General features: G+C 60.5%; 18 protein-coding genes. 7 read left to right on the top strand and 11 right to left on the bottom strand.

Annotated elements, in window-relative coordinates:
- Positions 1–424 precede the first annotated feature (424 nt).
- The 5 genes from rpmE to AB5Z54_RS00475 all read right to left on the bottom strand — a co-directional run bounded on the left by rpmE (position 425) and on the right by AB5Z54_RS00475 (position 6,500).
- Positions 425–850: a 50S ribosomal protein L31 gene (gene rpmE, locus AB5Z54_RS00455; RefSeq protein ID WP_006235303.1), complete on the bottom strand. Its 426-nt coding sequence runs from the start codon at positions 848–850 to the stop codon at positions 425–427.
- Between the two features lie 367 nt (positions 851–1,217).
- Positions 1,218–1,562, bottom strand: a complete 345-nt coding sequence (locus tag AB5Z54_RS00460) for a hypothetical protein (RefSeq protein ID WP_006235302.1) — start codon at positions 1,560–1,562, stop codon at positions 1,218–1,220.
- 1 nt (position 1,563) lies between these two features.
- Entirely contained in the window at positions 1,564–3,252 is a 1,689-nt protein-coding gene (locus AB5Z54_RS00465; protein WP_368159644.1) for an ABC transporter ATP-binding protein, read from the bottom strand.
- Positions 3,253–3,531: 279 nt separating this feature from the next.
- Positions 3,532–4,272, bottom strand: a complete 741-nt coding sequence (locus AB5Z54_RS00470) for an ABC transporter ATP-binding protein (protein WP_368159647.1) — start codon at positions 4,270–4,272, stop codon at positions 3,532–3,534.
- A 5-nt stretch (positions 4,273–4,277) separates the two neighbouring features.
- Entirely contained in the window at positions 4,278–6,500 is a 2,223-nt protein-coding gene (locus tag AB5Z54_RS00475; RefSeq protein ID WP_368159650.1) for a hypothetical protein, read from the bottom strand.
- A gap of 135 nt (positions 6,501–6,635) precedes the next feature.
- Between AB5Z54_RS00475 and AB5Z54_RS00480 the strand changes: the two genes are divergently transcribed.
- The 6 genes from AB5Z54_RS00480 (at position 6,636) to AB5Z54_RS00505 (ending at position 11,257) form a co-directional block, all read left to right on the top strand.
- On the top strand, positions 6,636–7,148 hold the full coding sequence (locus AB5Z54_RS00480; protein WP_006235293.1) for a DUF2975 domain-containing protein: 513 nt from the start codon (positions 6,636–6,638) through the stop codon (positions 7,146–7,148).
- Between the two features lie 9 nt (positions 7,149–7,157).
- Positions 7,158–7,409, top strand: coding sequence for a helix-turn-helix domain-containing protein (locus AB5Z54_RS00485; protein ID WP_006235292.1), 252 nt, complete (start codon positions 7,158–7,160; stop codon positions 7,407–7,409).
- Between the two features lie 18 nt (positions 7,410–7,427).
- On the top strand, positions 7,428–8,135 hold the full coding sequence (locus AB5Z54_RS00490; protein ID WP_255360342.1) for a site-specific integrase: 708 nt from the start codon (positions 7,428–7,430) through the stop codon (positions 8,133–8,135).
- A 396-nt stretch (positions 8,136–8,531) separates the two neighbouring features.
- The gene (locus tag AB5Z54_RS00495; RefSeq protein ID WP_006235289.1) at positions 8,532–8,819 is read left to right on the top strand and encodes an ACT domain-containing protein; all 288 of its coding nucleotides are present in this window, start codon (positions 8,532–8,534) and stop codon (positions 8,817–8,819) included.
- 78 nt (positions 8,820–8,897) lie between these two features.
- The gene (locus AB5Z54_RS00500; protein WP_368159652.1) at positions 8,898–10,316 is read left to right on the top strand and encodes a citrate synthase; all 1,419 of its coding nucleotides are present in this window, start codon (positions 8,898–8,900) and stop codon (positions 10,314–10,316) included.
- A 98-nt stretch (positions 10,317–10,414) separates the two neighbouring features.
- Positions 10,415–11,257, top strand: coding sequence for a Cof-type HAD-IIB family hydrolase (locus AB5Z54_RS00505; RefSeq protein WP_368159655.1), 843 nt, complete (start codon positions 10,415–10,417; stop codon positions 11,255–11,257).
- Positions 11,258–11,373: 116 nt separating this feature from the next.
- Here the strand turns inward: AB5Z54_RS00505 and AB5Z54_RS00510 are convergent, their stop codons facing one another.
- The 4 genes from AB5Z54_RS00510 to AB5Z54_RS00525 all read right to left on the bottom strand — a co-directional run bounded on the left by AB5Z54_RS00510 (position 11,374) and on the right by AB5Z54_RS00525 (position 17,835).
- Positions 11,374–12,168 carry a Cof-type HAD-IIB family hydrolase gene (locus AB5Z54_RS00510; RefSeq protein WP_368159656.1) on the bottom strand — a complete coding sequence of 265 codons (795 nt, stop codon included), beginning with the start codon at positions 12,166–12,168 and terminating at the stop codon, positions 11,374–11,376.
- A 211-nt stretch (positions 12,169–12,379) separates the two neighbouring features.
- Positions 12,380–14,200 carry an adenine deaminase gene (locus tag AB5Z54_RS00515; RefSeq protein WP_368159658.1) on the bottom strand — a complete coding sequence of 607 codons (1,821 nt, stop codon included), beginning with the start codon at positions 14,198–14,200 and terminating at the stop codon, positions 12,380–12,382.
- Between the two features lie 355 nt (positions 14,201–14,555).
- Positions 14,556–15,767, bottom strand: coding sequence for a tyrosine--tRNA ligase (gene tyrS, locus AB5Z54_RS00520; protein WP_006235283.1), 1,212 nt, complete (start codon positions 15,765–15,767; stop codon positions 14,556–14,558).
- Positions 15,768–15,864: 97 nt separating this feature from the next.
- Positions 15,865–17,835, bottom strand: coding sequence for a U32 family peptidase (locus AB5Z54_RS00525; RefSeq protein WP_368159660.1), 1,971 nt, complete (start codon positions 17,833–17,835; stop codon positions 15,865–15,867).
- A 165-nt stretch (positions 17,836–18,000) separates the two neighbouring features.
- On the opposite strand from AB5Z54_RS00525, the gene AB5Z54_RS00530 reads away from it, so the two are divergent.
- Entirely contained in the window at positions 18,001–20,223 is a 2,223-nt protein-coding gene (locus AB5Z54_RS00530; protein WP_368159662.1) for a transglycosylase domain-containing protein, read from the top strand.
- 189 nt (positions 20,224–20,412) lie between these two features.
- Here the strand turns inward: AB5Z54_RS00530 and AB5Z54_RS00535 are convergent, their stop codons facing one another.
- Positions 20,413–20,850 carry an arginine repressor gene (locus AB5Z54_RS00535; protein ID WP_006235280.1) on the bottom strand — a complete coding sequence of 146 codons (438 nt, stop codon included), beginning with the start codon at positions 20,848–20,850 and terminating at the stop codon, positions 20,413–20,415.
- A gap of 132 nt (positions 20,851–20,982) precedes the next feature.
- The gene (locus AB5Z54_RS00540) at positions 20,983–21,981 is read right to left on the bottom strand and encodes a glycosyltransferase family 2 protein (RefSeq protein WP_368159665.1); all 999 of its coding nucleotides are present in this window, start codon (positions 21,979–21,981) and stop codon (positions 20,983–20,985) included.
- Between the last annotated feature and the right edge of the window lie 74 nt (positions 21,982–22,055).

Genomic DNA, 22,055 nt, shown 5'->3' on the forward strand with positions numbered 1-22,055 from the left:
CTCCTCGGTCATCTTCTCAAACTGGGGCTCAAGACCGTTGATCTGGTCGACGATCTTGTAGTAGCGCTTAAGGTCCTTATCGGATCCAAAGGACAGCAGCTTTGACATGAATCCCATGTGGTTTTCCTTTTTGGCCATCGCCCACGCCGTGCAGCTGCGGGCGAGTTAAACACAGATGATTGTACTTTAGCCAAACAAGGCGCGGCCTATACGGTCGACCTCGGCCGCCACGTAATAACTACGACCAACCTGCCACAATGGAACAGGTTAATTTTGGAGGGTTTATCTGGGCAAACGCCGCCTCTCCGCCATGTGGTGCCATGGGGACAGGTTAGTTTGCACTAATCAAAAAGAAAAGGGCCGTGCACCCAAATGGATGCACGGCCCTCATGCCATGAATGCGAGCGATTCCGCGGCGAGCTATTTACTCAGCAGCCTCGGTGGTCTCGGCCTCGGCAGCGGCCTCCTCGACGGGAGCCTCTGCGGGAGCCTCGGCGGCCTGCTTGGCAGCCTCCTCGGCGAACTTAGCGGCACGCTTAGCCTTCTCGGCAGCCTTAGCCTCAGCGGCGGCCTTGCGAGCGGCCTCGGCCTCAGCAGCCTTGGCGGCCTTGGCGGCCTTGGCCTCCTCAGCCTTCTTGAGCTGGGCGGCAGCGGCGCCACCGAACTTGTCGGCGAAGCGCTGGACGCGTCCACCGGTGTCGACGAACTTCTGCTGGCCGGTGTAGAACGGGTGGCACTCGTTGCAAAGCTCGACCTTCATCTCGGACACGGTAGCGTGCGTCTTGAAGGTGTTGCCGCAGGAGCACGTCACCGTGCACTCGACATACTGGGGATGGATACCCTGCTTCATGGTAGGACTCCTTATTGGTCAGGCGCTGGTTACCGATCAGCGCATAAGGCGTCTTGGTTTCCGACCAAGACAACAAACTCGGCTATGGTACCACGGCGCCGCGTGTCCCACAAAAGGTTCACGGTCTTTTCGGAACGACACGAATCTGACCCATCGAAACACATCTCCACCGTTCCTTCAACTGGGAAAATGCCGTCCCCGGGGCCTGAGAAGGGCCCCGGGGACGTTCGACTGACTGCGGGAACGGCCTTTCCGCTCAATGTGTTCGGCTGAGATCGGAAATCAACCAAACTGAACTAGGTTCAGTTGACATGGTTAAAAACGAGGGGCGACGCTTTTGCGTCACCCCTCGTCCCGGCCGGTTGCTTTAGTTGTACACACGGTAGTTACACTTGAACTGGGTTATGTGTCCATAGTTGGAGCGGTACCAACCCGACGTATAGCTGATTGCCTCTGCGCCTAGATAGTCGTAGCCCTTGTTGTAGCGAAGCTGACGGTAGGTCGTGTCGTACTCTGCTACGTAAAACGTGTCTCCAGAGAAGGCTTTGTACCGGTCCTTAACCGTCGAAGCCATGTACGCGGGTTCGACATCGCCTTTCTCCCCGTTGAGCGCATAGACGGGTGCCGCGATTCCGCATAAAGCCGTTGCCACGAGGATGGCGTAGACAGCCATGCGCGACGCATTGGACTTCAGCTGTTCAAATAGTTTCATGTCATTCACCTCGCTCGTATGTATCGAGGTATTCCTGCTTGAGCGTCTGCGAGGACGACTTGATCTTTTCCACGAGCGTGCCGGCCTCGATGAAGTAGAACGAGTTGGTGAGGTCTGCCAGGTCGTCGAGCAGATGGCTTGAGATGAGCACGCTTCGTCCCCGCGCCACCTCGCTGCGCATCGCGTCGCAGGAGGTTTTCCGCTTTCCCGGATCGAGGCCGTTCAGCGGTTCATCGAGGATGAGGTACGGGCAATCGGTCGATATCGCCATGGCAAGCTTTACCTGCTGCTTCATTCCTGTCGAGAGTTTACGGGTCGGCTTGTCGAGATATGGGGAGATTCCGAGGGAGTCGCAGAGCGAGTCGATGTCGGCGGCCGATTTCCACGCCTCCCTAACGAAAGCAAGGTGCTCGATGGCCGATAGCGTGGGATAGAGATCCGTGCCGCCCGAAGAGCTCAGGTAGACGAGTTCTGCGAATTCGGCTGATCGACGTTGGCAGATTCCGTCTGCCGCCAGGCTTCCCGAGCGGATGCGGGTGGGAAATTGGCCCGACAGCGCTTCAAGAAGGGTGGTTTTCCCCGAGCCGTTGGGAGCAACGAGGCCCGCCGCCGTTCCCGGGCTCAGGAAAAGCGACCCGATTGAAAGTATCGTCGTGCTTCCGTATCCCACGCTCGCGTCCAGAAGCTCGAGCCCATGGTGCTTTTTCGCGGGTCCAGGCTGTTTGGGGGAACGTGTCGCAACGGCGCCGACCGCAAAAAAGACCGCGACGTATGCCAGGGCCACGGCAAGCATCGATGCGCTGCCTGAACCGGAGCCAATGAATTCTGTCGGAAAGCATCCTACGTAACCCGTTGCCTCGATAGGCGAGAACACGGCCAGCGGCAGGAGCCCGAGCGCGGCGTTATGCCCCAGCGCCGAATCGGACAGCAACGGGAATGCCGGGGCCGCGACAAGCAGCGCGGAGGCAAGGGGGCCCGCGAGGACGCGCCTCGTTGCGGTCGATAGGACGGCGGAGCAAACGGATATCAAGGTTCCGCCCGCGAGCAGCGCGAGAAGCAGGGCAGTGAAGACGTCTCCCGCGGTCGTGGTGGCAAGCGCGCCGTCACGGAAGAAGGCGATCGGGTACCCAATTTGCCCGAAGCCGTTTAGGGCCAAGGCGTAAATGCCCCCGGGTGCGAGGCCGGCGAGGAGCATCGCGGTCCCCGCGACGATTATCGAAAACACGATCTGGATAAGGCGCCGGAATTTGGGCACGGGCGCCTTCGCCGCCAGGGTCGCAGGCCTTGTGGCGCCGAGCACGAGTATCGACGAGAGAAGGAAGGGGATGAAGGGAAGGAAGGACGGCGCCTGGGCAATGGCGTAGGGCAGGAAGGAGAGGAATGGCAGGTCGTTTGCGGAGGCCGGGATATCCGTGATGCCGGAGCTGCTCAGGGCACGGCAATATGCGAGCGCTGCGTCATTGGTCTCTCGGTCTCCCACGATGGACCCGGATTGGAAGCCTTCGCCCATGAGCGCGTAGTAGCTCTCGGCAGAGTCGAGAAAGGCGGCGTCGGTTTGAGCGGCGAGGGCGGCGTTCGCGTATCTTGCAAGCTCAGCGTCATCTTGCTGCTCTGGCGATAGGTCTGTGCCGCTGGCCTGGGGCGCGCGCGTATTGAATGCGTCGACAAAGCCCTGCATGCCCTGCTTCATAAAGAAGGGCCCGTAGATGGGTGAATTGAACGCAATGGGGACGGAAAAGGCTGCAGCGAGAACGAGCGTACAAATCCATACGGCCTTGTCTCTTAGGATTAGTTTGAGAAGAAGTCGACAGTACATTTGGAAGCACCTACATTTCTCAAAGCATCGTTAGATTAATAATGACAGACCGAATGAAGATGCGTGCGACGGGGGCGAGGCGAATGGCTGAGCGGTATCGATATGCGGGTTCAACGGTATCACATTGGCCACATAGATTTTTAACTTGCATTTCTACCAGCCCTTTTCGTAGAGTCGCCGATACGTGCTTAGCGCACCCTCGGCGCGTCCGGCAGGCTTTGCGAAATGGGATCCAGGAGACTTCGGCGCAGCATCATCTTGCGGAATGCTTCTAATGAGCCTCCCATCCTTCAAAAACAGAATCTCATCGCACAGCCTATCGACCGAATCCAAGATGTGGGATGACATGATGATGCACGTACCAGAATCGGCCAGCTTCCTGAGAATCTCGGAATGCAAGTCCACCCTGCTGGGGTCGAGCGCGTTCATGGGCTCATCTAATAGAAGGTACCGCGCGCCCGTCGCATACGCAATCGCCAGGGTAAGCTGCTGCTTCATGCCCTGGCTCAGAGTGCGGATCCTCATCTTCGCGAACTCGCCTATCTGCGTTTGTTCCACTATCTCTTCGATATCGCGAGCATGCGGCCACATATCGCAAACCATCTTGAGGTGATCTTCCGCACGCAATCCGGGATACAGCAGCGTCCCCTCACCAGGTGCATAGAAGATCATAGAACGGACCTCTCTCGCACCCGTACCCTGCACCTCATCCAGAACGATGCTCCCGTCCACGCGAGGACCCGGCAAACCTGCCATCGCACGCAGCAACGTCGTCTTTCCATGCCCGTTCGGAGCGACGAGACCGTAGACCGTACCCGGGGCAAACTCAGCGTTCACCGAATCTACGAGCACCTTCTTTCCATAAGAGATCGTCAGCGTTTGAAGGTCAATCATCGAGATCATCCCCTTTCGATCTTTGGAACACTCAGGCGCACCATCAACGGAGATACGGCGCCCAAGACCACCAGCAGAGCGCCCGATGCGCCGACGACCTCTCCAAAAGGCATCGCGTTCGTCCCTCGCCCAAGGAACCCAATCGTCCCCACCTGGGAAGCGGAATCAAACGAGGCGAATGGAGCCAGCAGCGCGACGCCCATGCCCACGCTTTCAACATGAGCGCTCAACGAACCCAACACCAAGAGAACCGCGCAAACCATTCCGGTGACAACGGGGTTGCGGCTAATCGCCGCTGTCAACGCAGCGACGACGGAAATCACGCCGTATGCCATGACCAGCAACGGAATACTGCACAACACCGCCTCCCCCACCGTGGACGTTGTCGAAGCTCCCGCCCGAATGAGAGCGACGGGATACTCCGATCCACCCGCACCGTTCTTAATCACGGACACAACGACAGCGGGAACCATCGACACCAAAAGCAGCACCAAGCCAAGCAGGAGAGCCAGCGCAACAGCCGTCAGAAAACGCACATGCGCTGTTGCGGGGATCTGGAGAACCAGAAGGGAACGACACTGCAGGTGGGTGCACGCGAGCGATGTGACAACCACGGGCAACAGCAAAAATAAGGAGGGAAGCGCTGCCTGGAGATACGAAAGGAGGATTAATGGGGGCATCTTCGTACTTAACTCGTAAACCTTGGGGTCCGGCAAGCTCGCGATCGACTCAAGCAGAAGGGCGCGCGCCTCCGCACGAGAAGGAGTCTCCGGCTCGATTCCGATCGATTGCAGGAGAGTCGCATCTGCCGCGCCCAGCTCACCTCGAGCGCGCTCGTACGTCGCAAGGCTTCGAAACCCCTCCGCAGGCATAGGCGCGTACACGAAACCCGAAAGAGCATCCCGCATGTCTTCCAGGGCCGCTTTGCCCTCGACGTCCATATTCGCAGCGTTCTGCTCTAGATACCGATCTATTGAACGGAGCTCCCCATCCCTATACCGAACAGCGGAAACGTTATCAGCGTCAGGAAACATCTCGACCAGAGCCGGGGCCAGCATCGTCGTCGACATTGCAATCGCGCATACGGCGAGGGTAGGAGAACGCAGGAGCAGTTTCCCCATCGTTCTTACGTATGCAACGGCGGAGGCACAAGCGCTCGAACGAGTTGCCGTTCTCGATGCAGTGAAGGAACCTCTCTCAAGACAAATCGGGGATATCGGGCACGCGCAGCCGCTCTTTCCAGCAACGCAAAGCAGGCTAATTGCCAGCACCTCGATCCCGATTGCGCATACGAGGGCAATCGCGCCACGCTCGAAGCAAAGTCCAGGCAGATTCACTATCTGCGTTGTCGGGTACGGGCTATAGACGCCGACGGTCAACTCAGTGTTCGCATACGTAAGGGGATTCAACAGGGCGAACTCACGTAAAGCGATGGATCTTCCGTAATACCCGGGAACCATCGTCACCCCCATCAGGGCACATACGAACACGATTCCAAGCGTAGGGTTATTGGCAATCTTCACGGCAAGGTGAACGACAAGCGAGATGAACGCTGCCACCAAGAATTGCAAGATGGCCGTCTGCGCGAACACCAGCCAAGCCGGTTTGATAACCGGAGTCGCATATTGAATGTAGCCTATCGGATAGAACGGCGAGCCCGGGCCATTCTTCACAAGCGCGGCGATTATCCCTGGAAGATTGATGGCGAGGACGGCAAGCATTGCAAAAACACTCGCCCATACGCTCGATGCAACAAGTCTACCCAGCTCGCCCATCGGTGCCTGGATGATGAGCTTTTCACGTTTGTTAAGACGCGCGGCAAGGAACGAGACGGCAACGGCCGTTGCGACCCATAGCAAGTACTCCTTCGATCCGTCATAATAGGTGTACTCTCCATCCGATATCTGCAGAAACGGAAGTAGGGGAGAGAGCGGTGCCAAGATAAGACGTCCCGCGGCAAGAGGGTACAGAAGCGCGGGCATGCTTGATGAAGAGGTATAGACACCGTCCTCCCCCGCATTCACAAGCGCATCCGCATAGGATGCTGACAATTCCTGCTCAACACGGGTTATTCCCGACTCGAGGTATTCGACCCGTCCGTCGATGCCAGCCGCGCTCCTGAAGACGGGCAGAGCACAAAGAACCATCAACGCAACAACGACAACACAGAGCGACCTGGAGGAGAGAAGCGACCTAAAGATCGCCTTCGAGATTTTGAGCATATTCATCGCCAACCTTAACCTCATCCAGTCGGAACAGAGGGGCCGAACAAAATGCTCGGCCCTTATTACTTGCCCGCAAAGTCAATTTAACATAAACTGTTAAAAAGTAACCTGAGTTTTTTAAATTCTTCGGAGGTTATTATGAGTTCCGACAATCGCACTCCCCGGCTTCATTCCTTCCGCATCGCATGTGCGATAGCCTCTGCGACCCTTTGCGCCACCGCCATCGCACAAGTGGCGTTCTCCTTAAAGCCAGCAATCGAAGTGCTCGACAACCCTGTAATTGCAGACTCCCCCGCGTATCCAGCCCTTGCGATCTCGACATTGGTCCCTGCCGTCATCGGTATCGCTACGACCATCCTCAGCGCCGTTCTCGTGTGGACGATCAAGAGCGGAGACCCCTTCAAGAAAGGGTCTGCGACATGCTTGAAGGTGCTCGGCATTCTCTTCGTTGTTCAAGCTGCCACCAGCCTCTACGCCGGCTCACTCAAAACCTCCGTTTCGATGTTTGGCGGCGAGGGGGCCGTCGGCGCCCAAGAGATCGCTTCATCATTCGATTGGACCTCTCTGGTTCTCGGCATCGTCCTGTTCATGCTTTCCCAGCTCTTCTTGTACGCCCGAGAGCTGTACCTCGACTCCGACGAGATTGCGTAAGGAAACGCCATGCCCGTAATTGTTCGCCTCGACAAGATCATGGCCGAGCGAAAGATTTCCTCGAACGAACTTGCCGAAAGGATTGGGACCACGCCCGTGAACCTGTCCCGTATTAAAAAAGGGCATATTCGCGGCATTCGCTTCAACACACTCGAGCAGCTATGCCTCGCCCTTCGTTGCCAACCCGGAGACCTTCTCGAAGTCATGAGCGAAGAGGATGCCCGAAAGGAGTTCGGACTCGATTGGTCCGCCGAGGATTAGAGGGCGGTCGTACTCGCCCTGCACACGGGGATGCGAATCGGCGAGGTCTGCGGCCTTCGGTGGTGCGATGTGGATTTCGAGACGGGCCTGATCTCGATCAGACACTCGGTGGCGTACGCGAAGGGAATGGGTTCGTTTATCAAGGACACCAAGACCCATGACGCCAGGGGTATCCCCATCGACCCGGTCGGCCTACTCCCCTTCCTGAAGGAGACCCACGAGATCGACTGCGGAAAGCTGCGCTTGCGCGGCCTTACCGGGGCGGTCGAGATCGGGGACTGCTACATCCTGTCGGAGCCGGGCGCGACCTTCGCGACGACAAGCTATATCCGCAGGGCGTTCAAGACGTTCTCGGAGACCAACGGCCTCATGGGCACCAACGACGAGCTGATCACGTTCCACGGCCTTCGCCACACGTTCGCAACGCAGTGGATCCGCCAAGGCGGCGATATCAAGGCGCTCCAATCGATCCTCGGCCACAAGGACGCCATGGCGACGCTCAACGTCTACGCCGACATCGAGCCCATCTCCAAAATCCATAACATGCTGCGCGCCACGCCGTGCCTTTGGCGCGGGCACCTCGGGCCGAGGGTCGATCCGGGTCCCATGTTCCAACAGAGGATCCAGGAGTCCATCGAGACGCTCCAGGCGTTCGGCTACGGCATCACCGAGCCGGACGACCGAAATATCGCCATACGCGACGTGAAGACGAACAGTTGGCTCTAGCTCACCGAGTACGCGGCAGTGCTGGGCCCACCCCAACTGAGGTCACGGTGGTCCGATAGGGGCGCCGCCCGCGGCATGCGCCGCGGAGCGGTATCCCCTACCGAAGGGCGGGGATGCCCTCCGCTTCCAGTTCGGAATCAGCCGTCGGAGGCGTTCGGCTGACTGCGGGAACGGCCTGTCCGCTCAATGTGTTCGGCTGAGATCGGAAATCAACCCAACACGAGCCGGACACGCGCCAGACGGCTCTTCCCCGTACGGCCTTCCCCCTTACGCTCATGTTGCAGGCATGTAACGCCGCAGCGAGCGCGCCTTTTTTGCGCCAGACAGGTACAATGATGAACACTGTACCGTAGCGGAGCGCCCCGCGCGCGCCGCAATCACGCGAAAGGGTTTCCCATGGCCGAGATCTCGTCCTCCCGTATCGTCATCACCGTCCTTGGCAAGAACCGCCCCGGCATCGTCGCCGGCGTCACCCGTGTCCTAGGCGAGGCCAACGTCGACATCCGCGACATCACGCAGTCCATTATCGAGGACATCTTCACCATGACCATGCTGGCCGATACCGCCGAGTCCAAGCTCGACTTCGCCGAGCTGCAGAAGGCGCTGGCCGAGGCCGGCGAGCTTTCGGGCGTCAACGTGTCCATCCAGCGCGAGGATGTCTTTAACTTTATGTACCGCCTGTAGAGAACAGGTCGCCCGGGGACAGGCTGGCGCGTCTGCGCCCAAGCGCGCCGTCCCGACGCGGCATAGAGAGGAGCGCGCATGGCTTACGACGCCAAGAAAATCTATTACCGCTTCGATGACCACTTGAGCCGCCTGGTTCTGGATTACGAAGCAAGCCGCCAGATTTCGCCTGAGAGCGAAAACCTCTACCACGGCCTGCCGACCGACCCTTATGACGAGGGCCTGTTTGTTGAGCACAATGTCAAGCGCGGCCTGCGCAATGCCGACGGCTCGGGCGTGGTCGCGGGCCTCACTCGCATCTCGGATGTGCACGGCTACAACAAGGTCGACGGAAAGGTCGTGCCCGACCAGGGCAAGCTCACGCTTCGCGGCTACAGCATCGAGGATCTGGTCAACAATGCCCAGGCCGAGAATCGCTACGGCTACGAGGAAGTCGCCTATCTGCTTATCACGGGTTCGCTGCCCAACAAGGAGGAACTTGACGGCTTTTGCGGACGCCTGGGCGCCTTTAGGCACCTGAGCGATGAGTACGTCAAAGAGTTCCCCATGACCACGGTGTCGTCGAGCATTATGAATGTGCTTCAGCGCGCCGTGTTGCTGCTCTACGCCTTCGACGCCGAACCCGACGTGATCACGCCCGAGCACGAAATCGACGTCGCCATTTCCATGCTCGCACGTCTCCCGCGCATCGCCGCCTTCGCACACATGGCCTCGGTCGCCAAGCGTCGCGGCTCAGAGGTGCACGTGCCGCACCCGACGCCCGGCCTTTCCACCGCCGAGACCATCCTGCAGGTCCTCCGCGGCGGCATGGCGTTCACTCACGATGAAGCCATGCTGCTCGACGTGATGCTCATGCTGCATGCCGAGCACGGCGGCGGCAACAACTCCACCTTCGCCTGCCGCGTACTGTCCTCTTCGGCCACCGACCCGTACTCCGCCTACGCCGCGGCCATCGGCTCGCTCAAGGGCCCGCGCCACGGCGGTGCAAATGCCAAGGTCGTGTCCATGCACGAGGACATTCGCGCGCATGTTTCCAACTGGGAAAACGAGGACGAGGTCGCAGCGTACCTGGGCAAGATCCTCGATAAGCAGGCCTTCGACGGCACGGGTCTCATCTACGGCATGGGCCACGCTGTCTACACGCTGAGTGACCCGCGCGCCGAGGTCTGCCGTCATTACGCGCGCTCGCTGGCGGCCAAAAAGGATCTGGGCGAGGAATTCGCACTCATCGAGCGCATCGAGCGCCTGGCCCCGCAGGTAATGCGCGACCACGGCATGACCAAGCCCATCTGCGCCAACATCGACCTGTACACGGGCTTTATCTACAAGATGCTCGGCGTACCCGAGACACTCTTTACGCCGCTGTTCGCCGTCGCGCGCATGGCGGGCTGGTCGGCGCACCGCATGGAAGAGCTCTTCTGCGCGCACCGCATCATCCGCCCGGCTTATCGCCCGGTGATCGAGCCGCTGGAGTACAAGCCGCTCGCCGACCGCTAGGACGCGGACCACTATAGATCTTGAGCGTGGCCAGGGCATCCAAGCCCTCGGCCACGCTTTTTATGTCTCTTTATGTCTCTTGGAAAGGACCACATCAGATGATTGTGTTTTCCGATATGGATGGAACGCTGCTGACGAGCGACAAGCAGATGAGCGACGCCACTTGGGCGATGCTCGACAAGCTCGCACGTCGCGGCATTGAGTTTGTGCCTTGCACGGGCCGTCCGCTGTCGGGCGTCTTTGAGCCCATCCTCGCCCACCCCGCCGTGCATTACGCAGTCTGTGCCAACGGCGCCAGCGTCTGGCAGCTCGACGAGGATGCGCCCACCGATGCCTCGCGCGCCACGTGCATTCTGAGCCGTCCGCTCGACCGTGGCATTGCCCACCGTATCCACGGCATTGCCGCCGACCACGACGTCACCTTCGACATTTTCGCCGACGGCCAGTGCTTTCTCCCCCGCTCGCTCTACGAGCGCCTGGACGAGTTCTGCGGCGGCGACCCGCATATTGCCGGATCGCTCAGGCGCACGCGCACGCCCATCGACGTAGACGTCGATAGCAAGATCGACGAGGCCGAGACGCTCGAGCGCATCGCCATGTACTGGCACGATTCCGCCGATCGCGACGCTATAGCCGCAGCGCTCGATACGCTCGACGGGATCGAAGTCACACGTTCATACGAAATGAACATCGAGGTTATGGGCGCGGGCGCCACCAAGGGAACGGCCCTCACGTGGCTGTGCGAGCATCTGAGCGAGCCCCTTGCCGATGCCTGGGCCTTTGGCGACAACATCAACGACATCCCTATGCTGCAGGCAGCAGGCCACGGCATGGCCATGATCAACGGCGAGCCCGAGGACCGCGAGGCCGCCGGCGCCATCACCGAGTTCGACAACGACCACGACGGCGTAGCCCGAACCATCATGGCCGCTCTCGCCTAGCAGCAGCAACCCGACAGGGTAGCTAAAATAGCCCCGTCCCAAATTAGCTACCCCCCGGAAAACCGCAAGGAGTGTCCCCCTCTGCCGGCAGAAAGGGAACGTCCCTAACTGCCGGATTAGGCGAGGCTCTCCAGCACGTGGCGGAGTTCTTGCTGGACGGCGTGATCGCGGTTGCATCCCACGACGCGGTCGGCAACCGCCTTGAGTGCAGGACGCGCGTTTTCCATCGCGCAGCCCGTGCCGACAAAGCGAATGATCTCGTAGTCGTTCATCGAGTCACCAAACGCCATGACCTCGTCGCGCTCGATGCCATAGTGCTCCATGAGCTGCTCGATTCCCGACGCCTTCGACACGCCGGGCTGCATGGCATCGATCCACGCGTTGCCCGAAGGCGCAAAGGAGAACAGGTCGCCCAGCTCGCGCTGCAGCACGTAGGCGTTGTCCATCACATTGCCGTCATCGCAGATAATCGATGCCTTGATGATATTCACATGTGAATCGGGCAAACCCCAAATGCGTTCGGCATTGGGCAGATCCTTGTCGATCTCGCGGACAAACTTGCCCTCGTCGTCGAGCAAGAAGGACTTGGTGCGATCGAAAAGCGCCAGATGCATGTTGGGAAACATTTCGACCGTGCGTGCGAGCTTACGGATGGCGAGATGCGAATAGACCTCGCGGTCGACCTCGACACCGTCTGCATAGACCTGCGCACCATTCGCCGCGACAAAGTCCATTTTGTCGACCACGGGCGCAAAGAACTCGCACAGACGGTCATAGCGGCGACCCGACGACGCGGCAAAATGCACGCCGCGCTCACGCAGGGCCTCAATAAGTTCGTAAGTCTCAGGTGGCACCTGGCTATTCTCATCGAGCAGCGTGCCGTCCATATCGGATGCGATCAGTTTAATCATAGAAAAGCTCCTTTCGGGCTTGATGGAATCAGACATAAATCCAACTCCACCGTACCCAAAAGGAGCTCGTGCAGACCGCTCAGTCAAAACCATTACAAGGGCCTGGCGGACGCATCACATTCCCCCCCTCGATGCCGCGCACACTTGCAGCGCCGAGGAACTTGTCAAAGAGTGTCCCCGACGACTAGTCGTTTAAGTACGTCCCCGACGACTAGTCGGCGTAGGTGAAGGTGGTGACGTCGAACATGCCCTCGGGGCGGATGCGGAGCGTCGGGATCACCGGAAGGGGCAGGAAGATGATGCCCATGATGGGATCGAGCGGCGGCTCAATGCCCATGGCGCGCGCCTTGACCATAAAGTCGTCGTGCTGTGCCGCGACATCCTCGGCCGTACCCTCGCTCATCAGGCCACCGAGCGCCAGCGGAATGCGCGCCACGACTTCGCCGTTGCGCACCAGCACATGACCGCCCTGGCCCACGGCCTCAACAGCAGCCATCATATCGGCCGCGTTGTCGCCCACCACGCACACGTTGTGCGAGTCGTGACCGATCGTGGAGGCGATGGCACCGCCGGTGATGGTAAAGCCGCGCACCCAGCCGCGGCCGATGTGCTTGACAACGAGCCCCAGACCAGCGGGACCGTCGCCATCGGCGCCCTCGGCCTGCAGCGATACGCCGCGGCCATGACGCTCGATCAGCATGATGCGGCGCAGGCCCTCGGCGCTCTCGGGGCGAGCCATGCCCGTGATGGCCTTGCCCGGCACCACGTCGATCACGGCCTCGCCGGGCTTGAAGGCATAGTCGAACACGTCGAGCGAAAGCTTCGGCAGCTTAACGGAAGCGCGCAGCTCGTCGGCAAGCGCTGCGACCTCGGCGCTTTCGGGTGCAACCTTGCCCACAAAGGCGCCGTCCTGTGCCACGAGCGCGCCAGCGGCATACACGCGATGCGGGGCCGTGGCAAACGTCAGGTCGTTGAGCACCAGCAGGTCAGCACGCTTGCCCGGGGCGATGGCGCCACGCAGCTCGTGCGGATCGCGGCAACCGTGGTCCAGGCCAAACGCCTCGGCCGTGGACAGGGACGCCATGGAGATGGCGACCACGGGGTCGATACCGGCCTCGATAGCCACGCGACAGGCATTGTCGATCATGCCGGTCGAAAGCGCATCGGACGGAGCGCGGTCGTCAGTCGCAAAGCAGCATCGACGGGCGCGGGCGGGGTTTTCCAGCAGCATCGGCGACAGATTGGCCAGGTCGTGGCTGCACGTGCCCTCGCGCAGCATCACATACATGCCGCGGGACAGCTTGTCGAGCGCCTCCTCGGGAATCGTCGACTCGTGGTCGGCGATAATGCCCGCTGCGGCATAGGCATTGAGGTCCTTGCCCGCAACGAGCGGCGCATGGCCGTCGACCTGCTTGGACGGCGTCTGGTTAGCGGCGTCGATACGAGCGCAAGTCTCGGGGTCGGCCATAAAGACGCCCGGCAGGTTCATCATCTCGCCCAAGCCAAAGACATCGCCCGGATGCTCGGCAAAAAACGCCTGCATATCCTCGGCGGTAATGACGGCACCGGCCTGCTCATCGGGCAGCGCGGGCACGCACGAGGGCATCATGTACTTGATGGAAATGGGGGCGCGACGACCATCCTCGATCATAAAGCGCAGGCCGTCCAAGCCAGAGACGTTAGCGATCTCGTGGCTATCGGCAATGGCAGTGGTGGTGCCACGCGTCGCGGCCATGCGCGCATACTCGGCGGGGCGGATGTTCGAAGACTCGATATGCAGGTGTCCGTCGATAAAGCCGGGGGCGACATAGCGGCCCTGGCAGTCGATAACCTCGGCCGCCTCGTAGGTGCCGGCGGCATCGTCGCGACCGTCGTAGAGCACGCCGACAATCACGCCGTCCTTGACGGCAACGCTACCGGGCGCCACACGCTGGCCGTACACGTCGACAATCTGAGCATTGGTAAACAGCGTGTCGACGGGCACGCGGCCCTCGGCTGCATCGATCACAGACCTCATGACCTCAACGGACATACATACTCCTTTAACCGTAGAAAAAAGCTGCGGAGCGGACGAGCCTTCACCGCAGCAAGCCAATAGCCATTGTATGCCCAAAAGAAGGCCCCGCTAACACCCCTTCCGCTTAACGGCACACGCCATTTGGCGCAAAGAAACCTGACACCAATGCACCAAAGGAACGTCCCCAAGTGCCAAACAAGACAACACCGCAGGTTGAGGACGGACAGCGAGCGGGCTCCAGAGCGAACAAATTGGCATGAAAAGAGGGCGGCATAGACCTTCTGGTCATGCCGCCCTCTTTGAATGACAAGTTGTCGCTCTGGAGCCCACGCAGCGTCGAGCTGTTACGCGGTTTGGTAAAACCGCGTAACTAAATAAGCTTAAAGCCCTTGCGCTTGCCCACAGAAAGGGTGTCGCCCAGCTTGAGGGCGCTGGGGTCGATGTTGTAGCTCTTGGGAGCCACGGCTTTGCCGTTGATCTTGACACCGCCGCCGTCGATGTCGCGACGGGCCTGGCCGGCGCTCGCCGAAAGACCCAAGTCCTTGAGCAGGCCGGCGAGGTAGATCTGGCCCTCGTCGTTGACGGTCAGCTCAACGTGCTTCTCGGGGAAGTCCGCAAGCTGGCCCTCCTTGAACACACGGTCGAACTCGGCCTGGGCCTCGTCGCCGGCGCCGGCGCCGTGGTAGGTATCGCACAGGTCGCGGCCCAGAGCGCGCTTGAGCTCGTAGGGGTCGGCGGAACCGTCGGCCAGGGCGGCGTCGATCTTGTCGACCTCGGCCGGGGTGAGCGAGCTGGCAAGACGATAGTACTTGCCGATCATCTCGTCGGGGATGGACATGGTCTTGCCGAACATATCCTTGGGAGCATCGGTCAGGCCGATGTAGTTGCCGTAGGACTTGGACATCTTGCGCACGCCATCGGTGCCCTCGAGCAGCGGCATGGTAAGCGCGATCTGCGGCTCCATGCCCATCTTCTCCATGAGCTCGCGACCAGCGAGCAGGTTGAAGAGCTGGTCGGTGCCGCCCATCTCCACGTCGGCCTTGATCTGAACGGAGTCGAAGGCCTGCATCACGGGGTACAGGAACTCGTGCAGGGCGATCGGCGTCTGGGACTGGTAGCGCTTGGTAAAGTCATCGCGCTCGAGGATGCGGGCGACGGTGAACTTGGAGCACACCTGCAGCAGTCCGGCCAAATCCATCGACAGGATCCAGTCGCCATTGTGCACGATGGTGGTCTTCTCGGGATCCAGGATCTTCATGGCCTGGCTGACATAGGTCTCAGCGTTGGCCTCGATCTGCTCCTGCGAAAGCTGCGGGCGGGTGGAGTTCTTGCCCGAGGGGTCGCCGATCAGTGCGGTACCGTTACCGATGATGAGGGTGACGTTGTGGCCCAGGTCCTGGAACTGACGCATCTTGCGCAGGGGCACGGCATGGCCCAGGTGCAGGTCGGGGCTGGTAGGATCGACGCCGAGCTTGATGTTGAGGGGCTCGCCCTTCTCAAGCTTCTTGCGAAGGTCGGCCTCGGGGACGATCTGCGCTGCGCCCGAGGTGATGATACGCATTTGCTCGTCGACAGACAGCATTGGGTATCCTCCTTTTGCTATAGCACCCTCACCGGATACGGCGGTGCTCGAAGTTCATAAACCCACTCATAATAACCAAAACGGCGCGGCCGAACACCTACGACAGGAAAATCCTCGTCCTGCCGCACGCGTCGATAACGACCGGCAAACGCGTGCCGTCACGTTCGACCAAAAAGCGCCCCTGCTGACGGCGCGAGCAGTCACGGCAACGGACCTGCCCCGTCGCATCCGTGACGCAGGCGCCCTCGGCAGTCAGCAAGCAGTGCTCGCACACCATGAGCTCGGGACGGCCGGTATCGACAGGCCCCAAGACACCGGGGCAAGCGGAAAGCTCGGCAACACGCTCCGCGTCGTGGGCGACAAGCTCGGCAGGCACATACACACAGCCCGCGCCGAGCCCACGTAGCCAGGCAAGCGTAACCCGGTTTGCGCAAAACACCGGTGCCGCAACGTCAAACGCCACGCCCAGCTCACGCGCCATCGCCACCTGTCCCAGATTACGACAGACGACGCGCCCGGCACGCCGCATAAGCGAGCGGGTACGCGAGACATCGGCTGCACGACAGACCTCGTCGAGCACCACAGTCGCATCGGACAGATCGCGCTCGCCACACGGGTCGGCATCCATCAGCCGCCAGGCAACGACCATGCGATCGGAAGCCCCCTTTTCCGTCGGCTCCGTCAACGCCGCCTCGGGCACGTCGCCAACAGTCATGGCGGCCTCAAAGGGCAGTATCTCAACGGCTCGTGCAACAGGTGCGACCGCGTCCGCCTCGACCCGCATGTGCCCCAGCGCCGTCGCCGTCTGCCCCAACACGCCGGCACTGCGAATCAGGTACACCTCGCATCCCGCATCCACCTTGCGCTTGCAGTGCACGACAACGCGCTCCCCCGCCGCTGCATCCACCGGGCAGGGCACCTGGGGCCAGCGCTTGGGCACATCGGGGCGTGCATCGGCACCCGGATAGAACCGGATCTCGAGCGTGTCGCCCGCGGCCACGGCGACATCGAGCTCGACGGTCACCTCTTCGTGACCCACCGTCACCAAGTGGCCCACGCGCACGCCCTGGTTAATCGCACGCTCAAAGCTCATGAGCTCAGCACCCGATCGCCCCCGCAGATACGCATCGGTAAACCCGCGGTTGAACGACCTGCCCAGCTCGCGCTCGAGCGCCGACACGGCAGCGGCATCCCACGCGCCATCGCGCAGCATATCGAGTGCACGACGCCACACCCGCACCACGTTGAACACGTAGTCGGGGTTTTTCATGCGCCCCTCGATCTTGAGCGACGCCACCCCGGCCCCAACAAGCTCGGGCAGGTGCGCAATGCCCAGATAGTCGCGCGGGCACAGCAGACGATCGCCCTCCACGGAAACGACGCTCTCCCCCGCCTCGTCCACCAGGTCATACGCCAAGCGACACGGTTGCGTACAGTCGCCGCGCATCGCCGATCGTCCACGCCGCAGGGCCGAAAACTCGCAGGCGCCCGAATATCCAATGCAAATCGCACCGTGGCAGAACACCTCGATAGGCACGCCGGTAGCACACAGGGCGGCAATCTCGTCGACTGCCAGCTCGCGGGCGGTCGTCACGCGCTCGACCCCGAGCTCATCGGCAGCCAGGCGCACGGCGCCTTCGCTATGAACGCCCGCCTGCGTGGACAGGTGAATCTCGACCCCGGGAATCGCCGCGCGCAACGCGCATACCAATCCGGCGTCGGCAACAATCAGGGCGTCGGCACCCAACTCTTGCGCGTGTGCCCCCAGTGCCACCGCGTCGGCCAACTCGTCGTCGAACACAAACACGTTGAGGGTCACGTATACACGCACGCCGTGCGCATGCGCCACGACGCAGCCGCGGGCGAACTCGTCGTCGGTAAAGCCGTGTGCGCTCACGCGGGCGTTGAACCCGCCCAGGCCCGCATAGATGGCATCGGCACCCGCCGCAATCGCCGCGAGCATCTGATCGAGTCCGCCGGCAGGCGCCAGCAGCTCGGGCAGCGCCGCCTCGGCAGCCCCCGGCTCGTTATCGCATTGTCCACTCGGCCCCGTCGCCCGAATCGCCATCGGCAAACTCCTTACCAACAAGGTATGCATTCACTCTGAAAAATACCGTCATCCAGCATACACGAGGCCTCGCGCGCCTCGTTTGGTTTATCGTGTAATAACTTATGTCCATCCTGCCCCAGCGGCGCACCCGCCGCCCGGCACGACATACCTGGAGGTCAATATATGGGTCCTCGCCAACGACACGGGCGCAGTCGTTCCAAGACGCATGCCCTGCCCATGATCCTGCTCTCGTTCTTGGGCCTTTTGCTCATCGCGGGCGTAGCGTTTGGGATTGGCATGATCGGCAACGTCAATCGTTGGCTGTCCGATCTGCCCGACTATACCGACGCCAACGCCTATCTGGTGAGTGAACCCACCGAGATCGTCGATTGCAACGGCAACAAGATCGCGAGCTTCTACACGCAAAACCGCAAGTCCATCACCAAGGACCAGGTTTCCCCGTACGTGCTGCAGGGCACCGTCGACGTCGAGGACGAGCGCTTCTACGAGCACGGCGGCATCGACCTGTGGGGCATTGCTCGCGCAGCGGTGGCGACCCTTTCCGGTGGCCACGAGGGCGCCTCGACCATCACCCAACAGCTGGTGCGTAACACCATCCTGCAAGAGGAGCAGTTCGACTCGACCATCGAGCGTAAGGTCCGCGAGGCCTACATCGCCATCAAGATGGAGGAAATGTACTCCAAGGACGAGATCCTCATGATGTACCTCAACACCATCTATTACGGCCACGGTGCCTACGGCATCGAGGCCGCAGCCGAGACCTATCTGTCCAAGAGCGCCGCCGACCTCACCCTGAGCGAGGCCGCGCTGCTCATCGGCCTTCCCAACTCGCCTTCGCAGTACGACCCCACGGTCAATCCCGATCTGGCACTGTCTCGCCGCAACAAGGTTCTCGATAACATGCTGCGCCTGGGCCACATCACCCAGAAGGAGCACGACGCCGCGCAGGCAGAGCCCATCACCCTCAACGTAACCGAGATTTCGGGCAGTGGCGTCGACGTGTATTCGCAGCCCTACTTTGTCGCCTATGTTAAGCAGCTGCTGGAGCAGGAGTTCTCCACCGACGTGCTGTTTAAGGGCGGCCTAACCGTCAAAACCACCATCGACCCGACCATGCAGCAGACTGCCGAGGAGGCCGTGCGCGCCCAGCTCGACACGCTTTCGCTCGACGGCCTGGACATGGGCATGGTCGTCGTCGACCCCAAGACCGGCTACATCAAGTGCATGGTGGGCGGCTACGACTATAACGCCGACGAGAACCACGTGAACCACGCCACGGCCAAGCGTCCCGTAGGCTCCACGTTTAAGGCCTTTACGCTGGCCACTGCCATCCAAAACGGCATGAACCCCAACGTCACCCTCAATTGCAACTCGCCTCTTACAGCCAAGGGCACCACGACCAAGGTGCAAAACTATGCCAACCAGAGCTACGGCACCATCACGCTCAAGCAGGCGACGGCATACTCCTCCAACACCGGCTATATCCAGGTTGCAGAGGCTATCGGCAATAACAAGATCATGTCCCTCGTCAAAAAGCTCGGCATCGATCCATCTAAGGACAATATCGAGGACGTTCCCGTCATGACGCTCGGTACCGGCTCCATCTCGCCGCTCGAGATGGCCGCGGCCTATGCCACGTTTGCCAACGGCGGTTACTATCGCCAGCCGATCGCCATCACCGAGATTGATTCGCGAACTGGCTCGGTGCTGTACCAGCACACCGATAACCCCTCGCAGGTGCTCTCCACCGGCGAGGCCGCGGCAGTGACCGACGTCCTGACCGGCGTCATGCAGGGAAGCGGCACGGGTGCCGCCGGCGCGCTGAGCGTCAACCAGCCCTATGCCGGCAAGACGGGTACCACCGACAACACCACCAACCTTTGGTTCTGCGGCTACACGCCGCAGCTGGCATGCGCCCTGTGGACCGGTTATTCCGCAGGCGAGATTCCCATCCAAAAGTACGGCATGGACCTGCTGGGCGATAGCACCAACCTGCCCGTCTTTAAGCGGTTTATGAACACCGTTCTGACCGGTACCAAGCGCGAGGAGTTTGCGACCGGAACGGCGCCCACCTACAAGAACAACAGCGTCTGGAAGTTCTACGGCACCAACAACACCAAGAAGACGGAGAACGACGACAAGGACGAGAACGAGGACGAAGAGGAAACCACCACAACGACTACCACGACGACCACGACCACCGAGACCACGGGCGGCGACACCACCGGCGGCACCGGTACGACCGGTGGCTCGACGGGCGGCTCTACTGGTGGTTCGACCGGCGGCGATGGCGGCACGCCTACGCCTACGCCTACGCCTACGCCTACGCCTACGCCTACACCCACTCCCGACCCCTCTCCCACGCCTGACGATACGGTTGGCTAGAAATTCATCCGGCCATTAGCAACAAGGCCCCCGAGCAGCTTATTAAAGTGCTCGGGGGCCTTTTAGTTTAAAGCGACCTGGTGGACGGCCTTTATACCGGCAAACAATATAGGGGGTACCGACCAACGTCGATACCCCCTTACAAGCCACCATGTCACGCACACAGTGCCGAGCGCACGACCCGCACGCCTACTTGCGAGAATTGCTCAGCTTATTGATCAGCGCCTCGAGACGCTCGCCGTCCTCGGCCGTCTGGGCAATAACCAAAATCGTATCGTTGCCGGCAAGCGAGCCAAGCACATCGGGCAACTCTGCCGCATCAACGGCGGCGGCGATGCCGGAAGCCGTACCAGGCTGAGCCTTGATCATAACCAGATTATCGGTGCGCAGAACGCCCGTTACGAGCTCGGAAACCATACGCTGCAGGTGCAGGTCCTCTGCCAGAACATAGATACCCTCGGGGAGCTTACGCAGCCCCATATCGGCAATATCGCGAGAGACAGTCGCCTGCGTGCAATCAAAGCCCATAGCGCGGAGCTCATCGACCAGCACGCGCTGCGTGCGGACGTCCTTATTGCGCACAATATCTCTAATGGCATCCTGGCGCCCATTGCGTTTTTTAGCCATACAAACCCTCTCTCCAAAAGATGGCGGAGACAATCAATCAGTGATTGAATAGTTTAACGCTATTTGAAGGCTTTTGTGTATAAGAACGCATTTCAAAACAATTCTATGCAAATTTGTTTCGAAATGAGCCGTTTAGGCGGTTTTTGCGCCCGTCCGGTTAAGAAAAGCTGCCAGATGCGTACACATCACGCAGCGCGCGGGCTTGGCGCTGGCGATCGGCCCAAACAACAGACCGAGTCCCCGATGGTTATCCTTGAGCGCAGCGACCATCTGACGGGTTCGAGGCGCCTCGAGCATATCACGCATGCGGGCGGAACGCTCGATTGACGACACCCCATGCGGGCTCAGACACAAATTCTCGATGCTGGCGACTAGTCCGGCAAAGTAGAACTTCTGGCTTGCCAGCTTAAGCCGACCACCGCTATCTGCTTCCGAGAGTGAGTCCGCAAGCTCGTCGAGCGCTCGGGCATCATCGGATACCTTGGCATACATGGTGGGATCAAAGGCATCTGTAAGCTTAGGTGCCGCCGCGTGGAAACAAGCATCGCCGCAGCCGGACACGCATCGTGCCTGCGAAAGCGCGCATGCCATAAACCCAACTGTGCGAAACACCTTGTCGCACAAAAGGCATGCCTCAAACAGCGAGCGCCTGTACATCACGCCAGAGGTCTGAACGACAAGGCCGCCTAAAATCAACTGAGGCAGCCCGGCCACCATCGAAGATTTGCCATCAATGGAAATATGAGCAGCATCCAAGACGCGCGAATGGCGCTCTCGATGTGCATCATAGCGGTCGAGCGACACCGTGGGGAACACTATGTCTGCTGCGGTATCGCACGCGATATCGACCATCTTGGAAAGGGACTGCGGAGCAAACCACTCATCGGCGTTCATAGCGATGATTTGAGAGCCACGCGAGGCAGCAAAACCGGCACGAAGGCAAGCACCGCGCTTCGCGTCCTCGACGTCAATCAAATCAATATGGATGTCCCTGTCGGCAGCAACTTGAAGCGAATGGCGCACACCGGGCGCAGCATCGCGGCAGACAACGACAATCTGCAAATCGTAGAGGTCTTGGTTCTGGATACTCTCGAGCGCACGCATCGCATAGCTGGGCGAACCTTCTACCACAAGGATCACCGAAAGTCGCGGATGCGAGCCACGTCGAACCAAGTTATCCGTCCTCTCGACAGCAATGAATCAAA

This window comes from Collinsella aerofaciens (genome assembly GCF_040910185.1).
Classification (GTDB): Bacteria; Actinomycetota; Coriobacteriia; order Coriobacteriales; family Coriobacteriaceae; genus Collinsella; species Collinsella aerofaciens_BF.

Bases quoted from the DNA above. Each gene is read 5' to 3' on its own strand.
- AB5Z54_RS00480 (WP_006235293.1), top strand. From the start codon at position 6,636: ATGAGTTCCGACAATCGCACTCCCCGGCTTCATTCCTTCCGCATCGCA.
- AB5Z54_RS00500 (WP_368159652.1), top strand. From the start codon at position 8,898: ATGGCTTACGACGCCAAGAAAATCTATTACCGCTTCGATGACCACTTG.
- AB5Z54_RS00475 (WP_368159650.1), bottom strand. From the start codon at position 6,500: ATGAATATGCTCAAAATCTCGAAGGCGATCTTTAGGTCGCTTCTCTCC.
- AB5Z54_RS00530 (WP_368159662.1), top strand. From the start codon at position 18,001: ATGGGTCCTCGCCAACGACACGGGCGCAGTCGTTCCAAGACGCATGCC.
- AB5Z54_RS00515 (WP_368159658.1), bottom strand. From the start codon at position 14,200: ATGTCCGTTGAGGTCATGAGGTCTGTGATCGATGCAGCCGAGGGCCGC.
- AB5Z54_RS00505 (WP_368159655.1), top strand. From the start codon at position 10,415: ATGATTGTGTTTTCCGATATGGATGGAACGCTGCTGACGAGCGACAAG.
- AB5Z54_RS00510 (WP_368159656.1), bottom strand. From the start codon at position 12,168: ATGATTAAACTGATCGCATCCGATATGGACGGCACGCTGCTCGATGAG.
- AB5Z54_RS00525 (WP_368159660.1), bottom strand. From the start codon at position 17,835: ATGGCGATTCGGGCGACGGGGCCGAGTGGACAATGCGATAACGAGCCG.
- AB5Z54_RS00495 (WP_006235289.1), top strand. From the start codon at position 8,532: ATGGCCGAGATCTCGTCCTCCCGTATCGTCATCACCGTCCTTGGCAAG.
- tyrS (WP_006235283.1), bottom strand. From the start codon at position 15,767: ATGCTGTCTGTCGACGAGCAAATGCGTATCATCACCTCGGGCGCAGCG.
- rpmE (WP_006235303.1), bottom strand. From the start codon at position 850: ATGAAGCAGGGTATCCATCCCCAGTATGTCGAGTGCACGGTGACGTGC.
- AB5Z54_RS00485 (WP_006235292.1), top strand. From the start codon at position 7,158: ATGCCCGTAATTGTTCGCCTCGACAAGATCATGGCCGAGCGAAAGATT.
- AB5Z54_RS00465 (WP_368159644.1), bottom strand. From the start codon at position 3,252: ATGAAGCAGGGCATGCAGGGCTTTGTCGACGCATTCAATACGCGCGCG.
- AB5Z54_RS00470 (WP_368159647.1), bottom strand. From the start codon at position 4,272: ATGATTGACCTTCAAACGCTGACGATCTCTTATGGAAAGAAGGTGCTC.
- AB5Z54_RS00535 (WP_006235280.1), bottom strand. From the start codon at position 20,850: ATGGCTAAAAAACGCAATGGGCGCCAGGATGCCATTAGAGATATTGTG.
- AB5Z54_RS00460 (WP_006235302.1), bottom strand. From the start codon at position 1,562: ATGAAACTATTTGAACAGCTGAAGTCCAATGCGTCGCGCATGGCTGTC.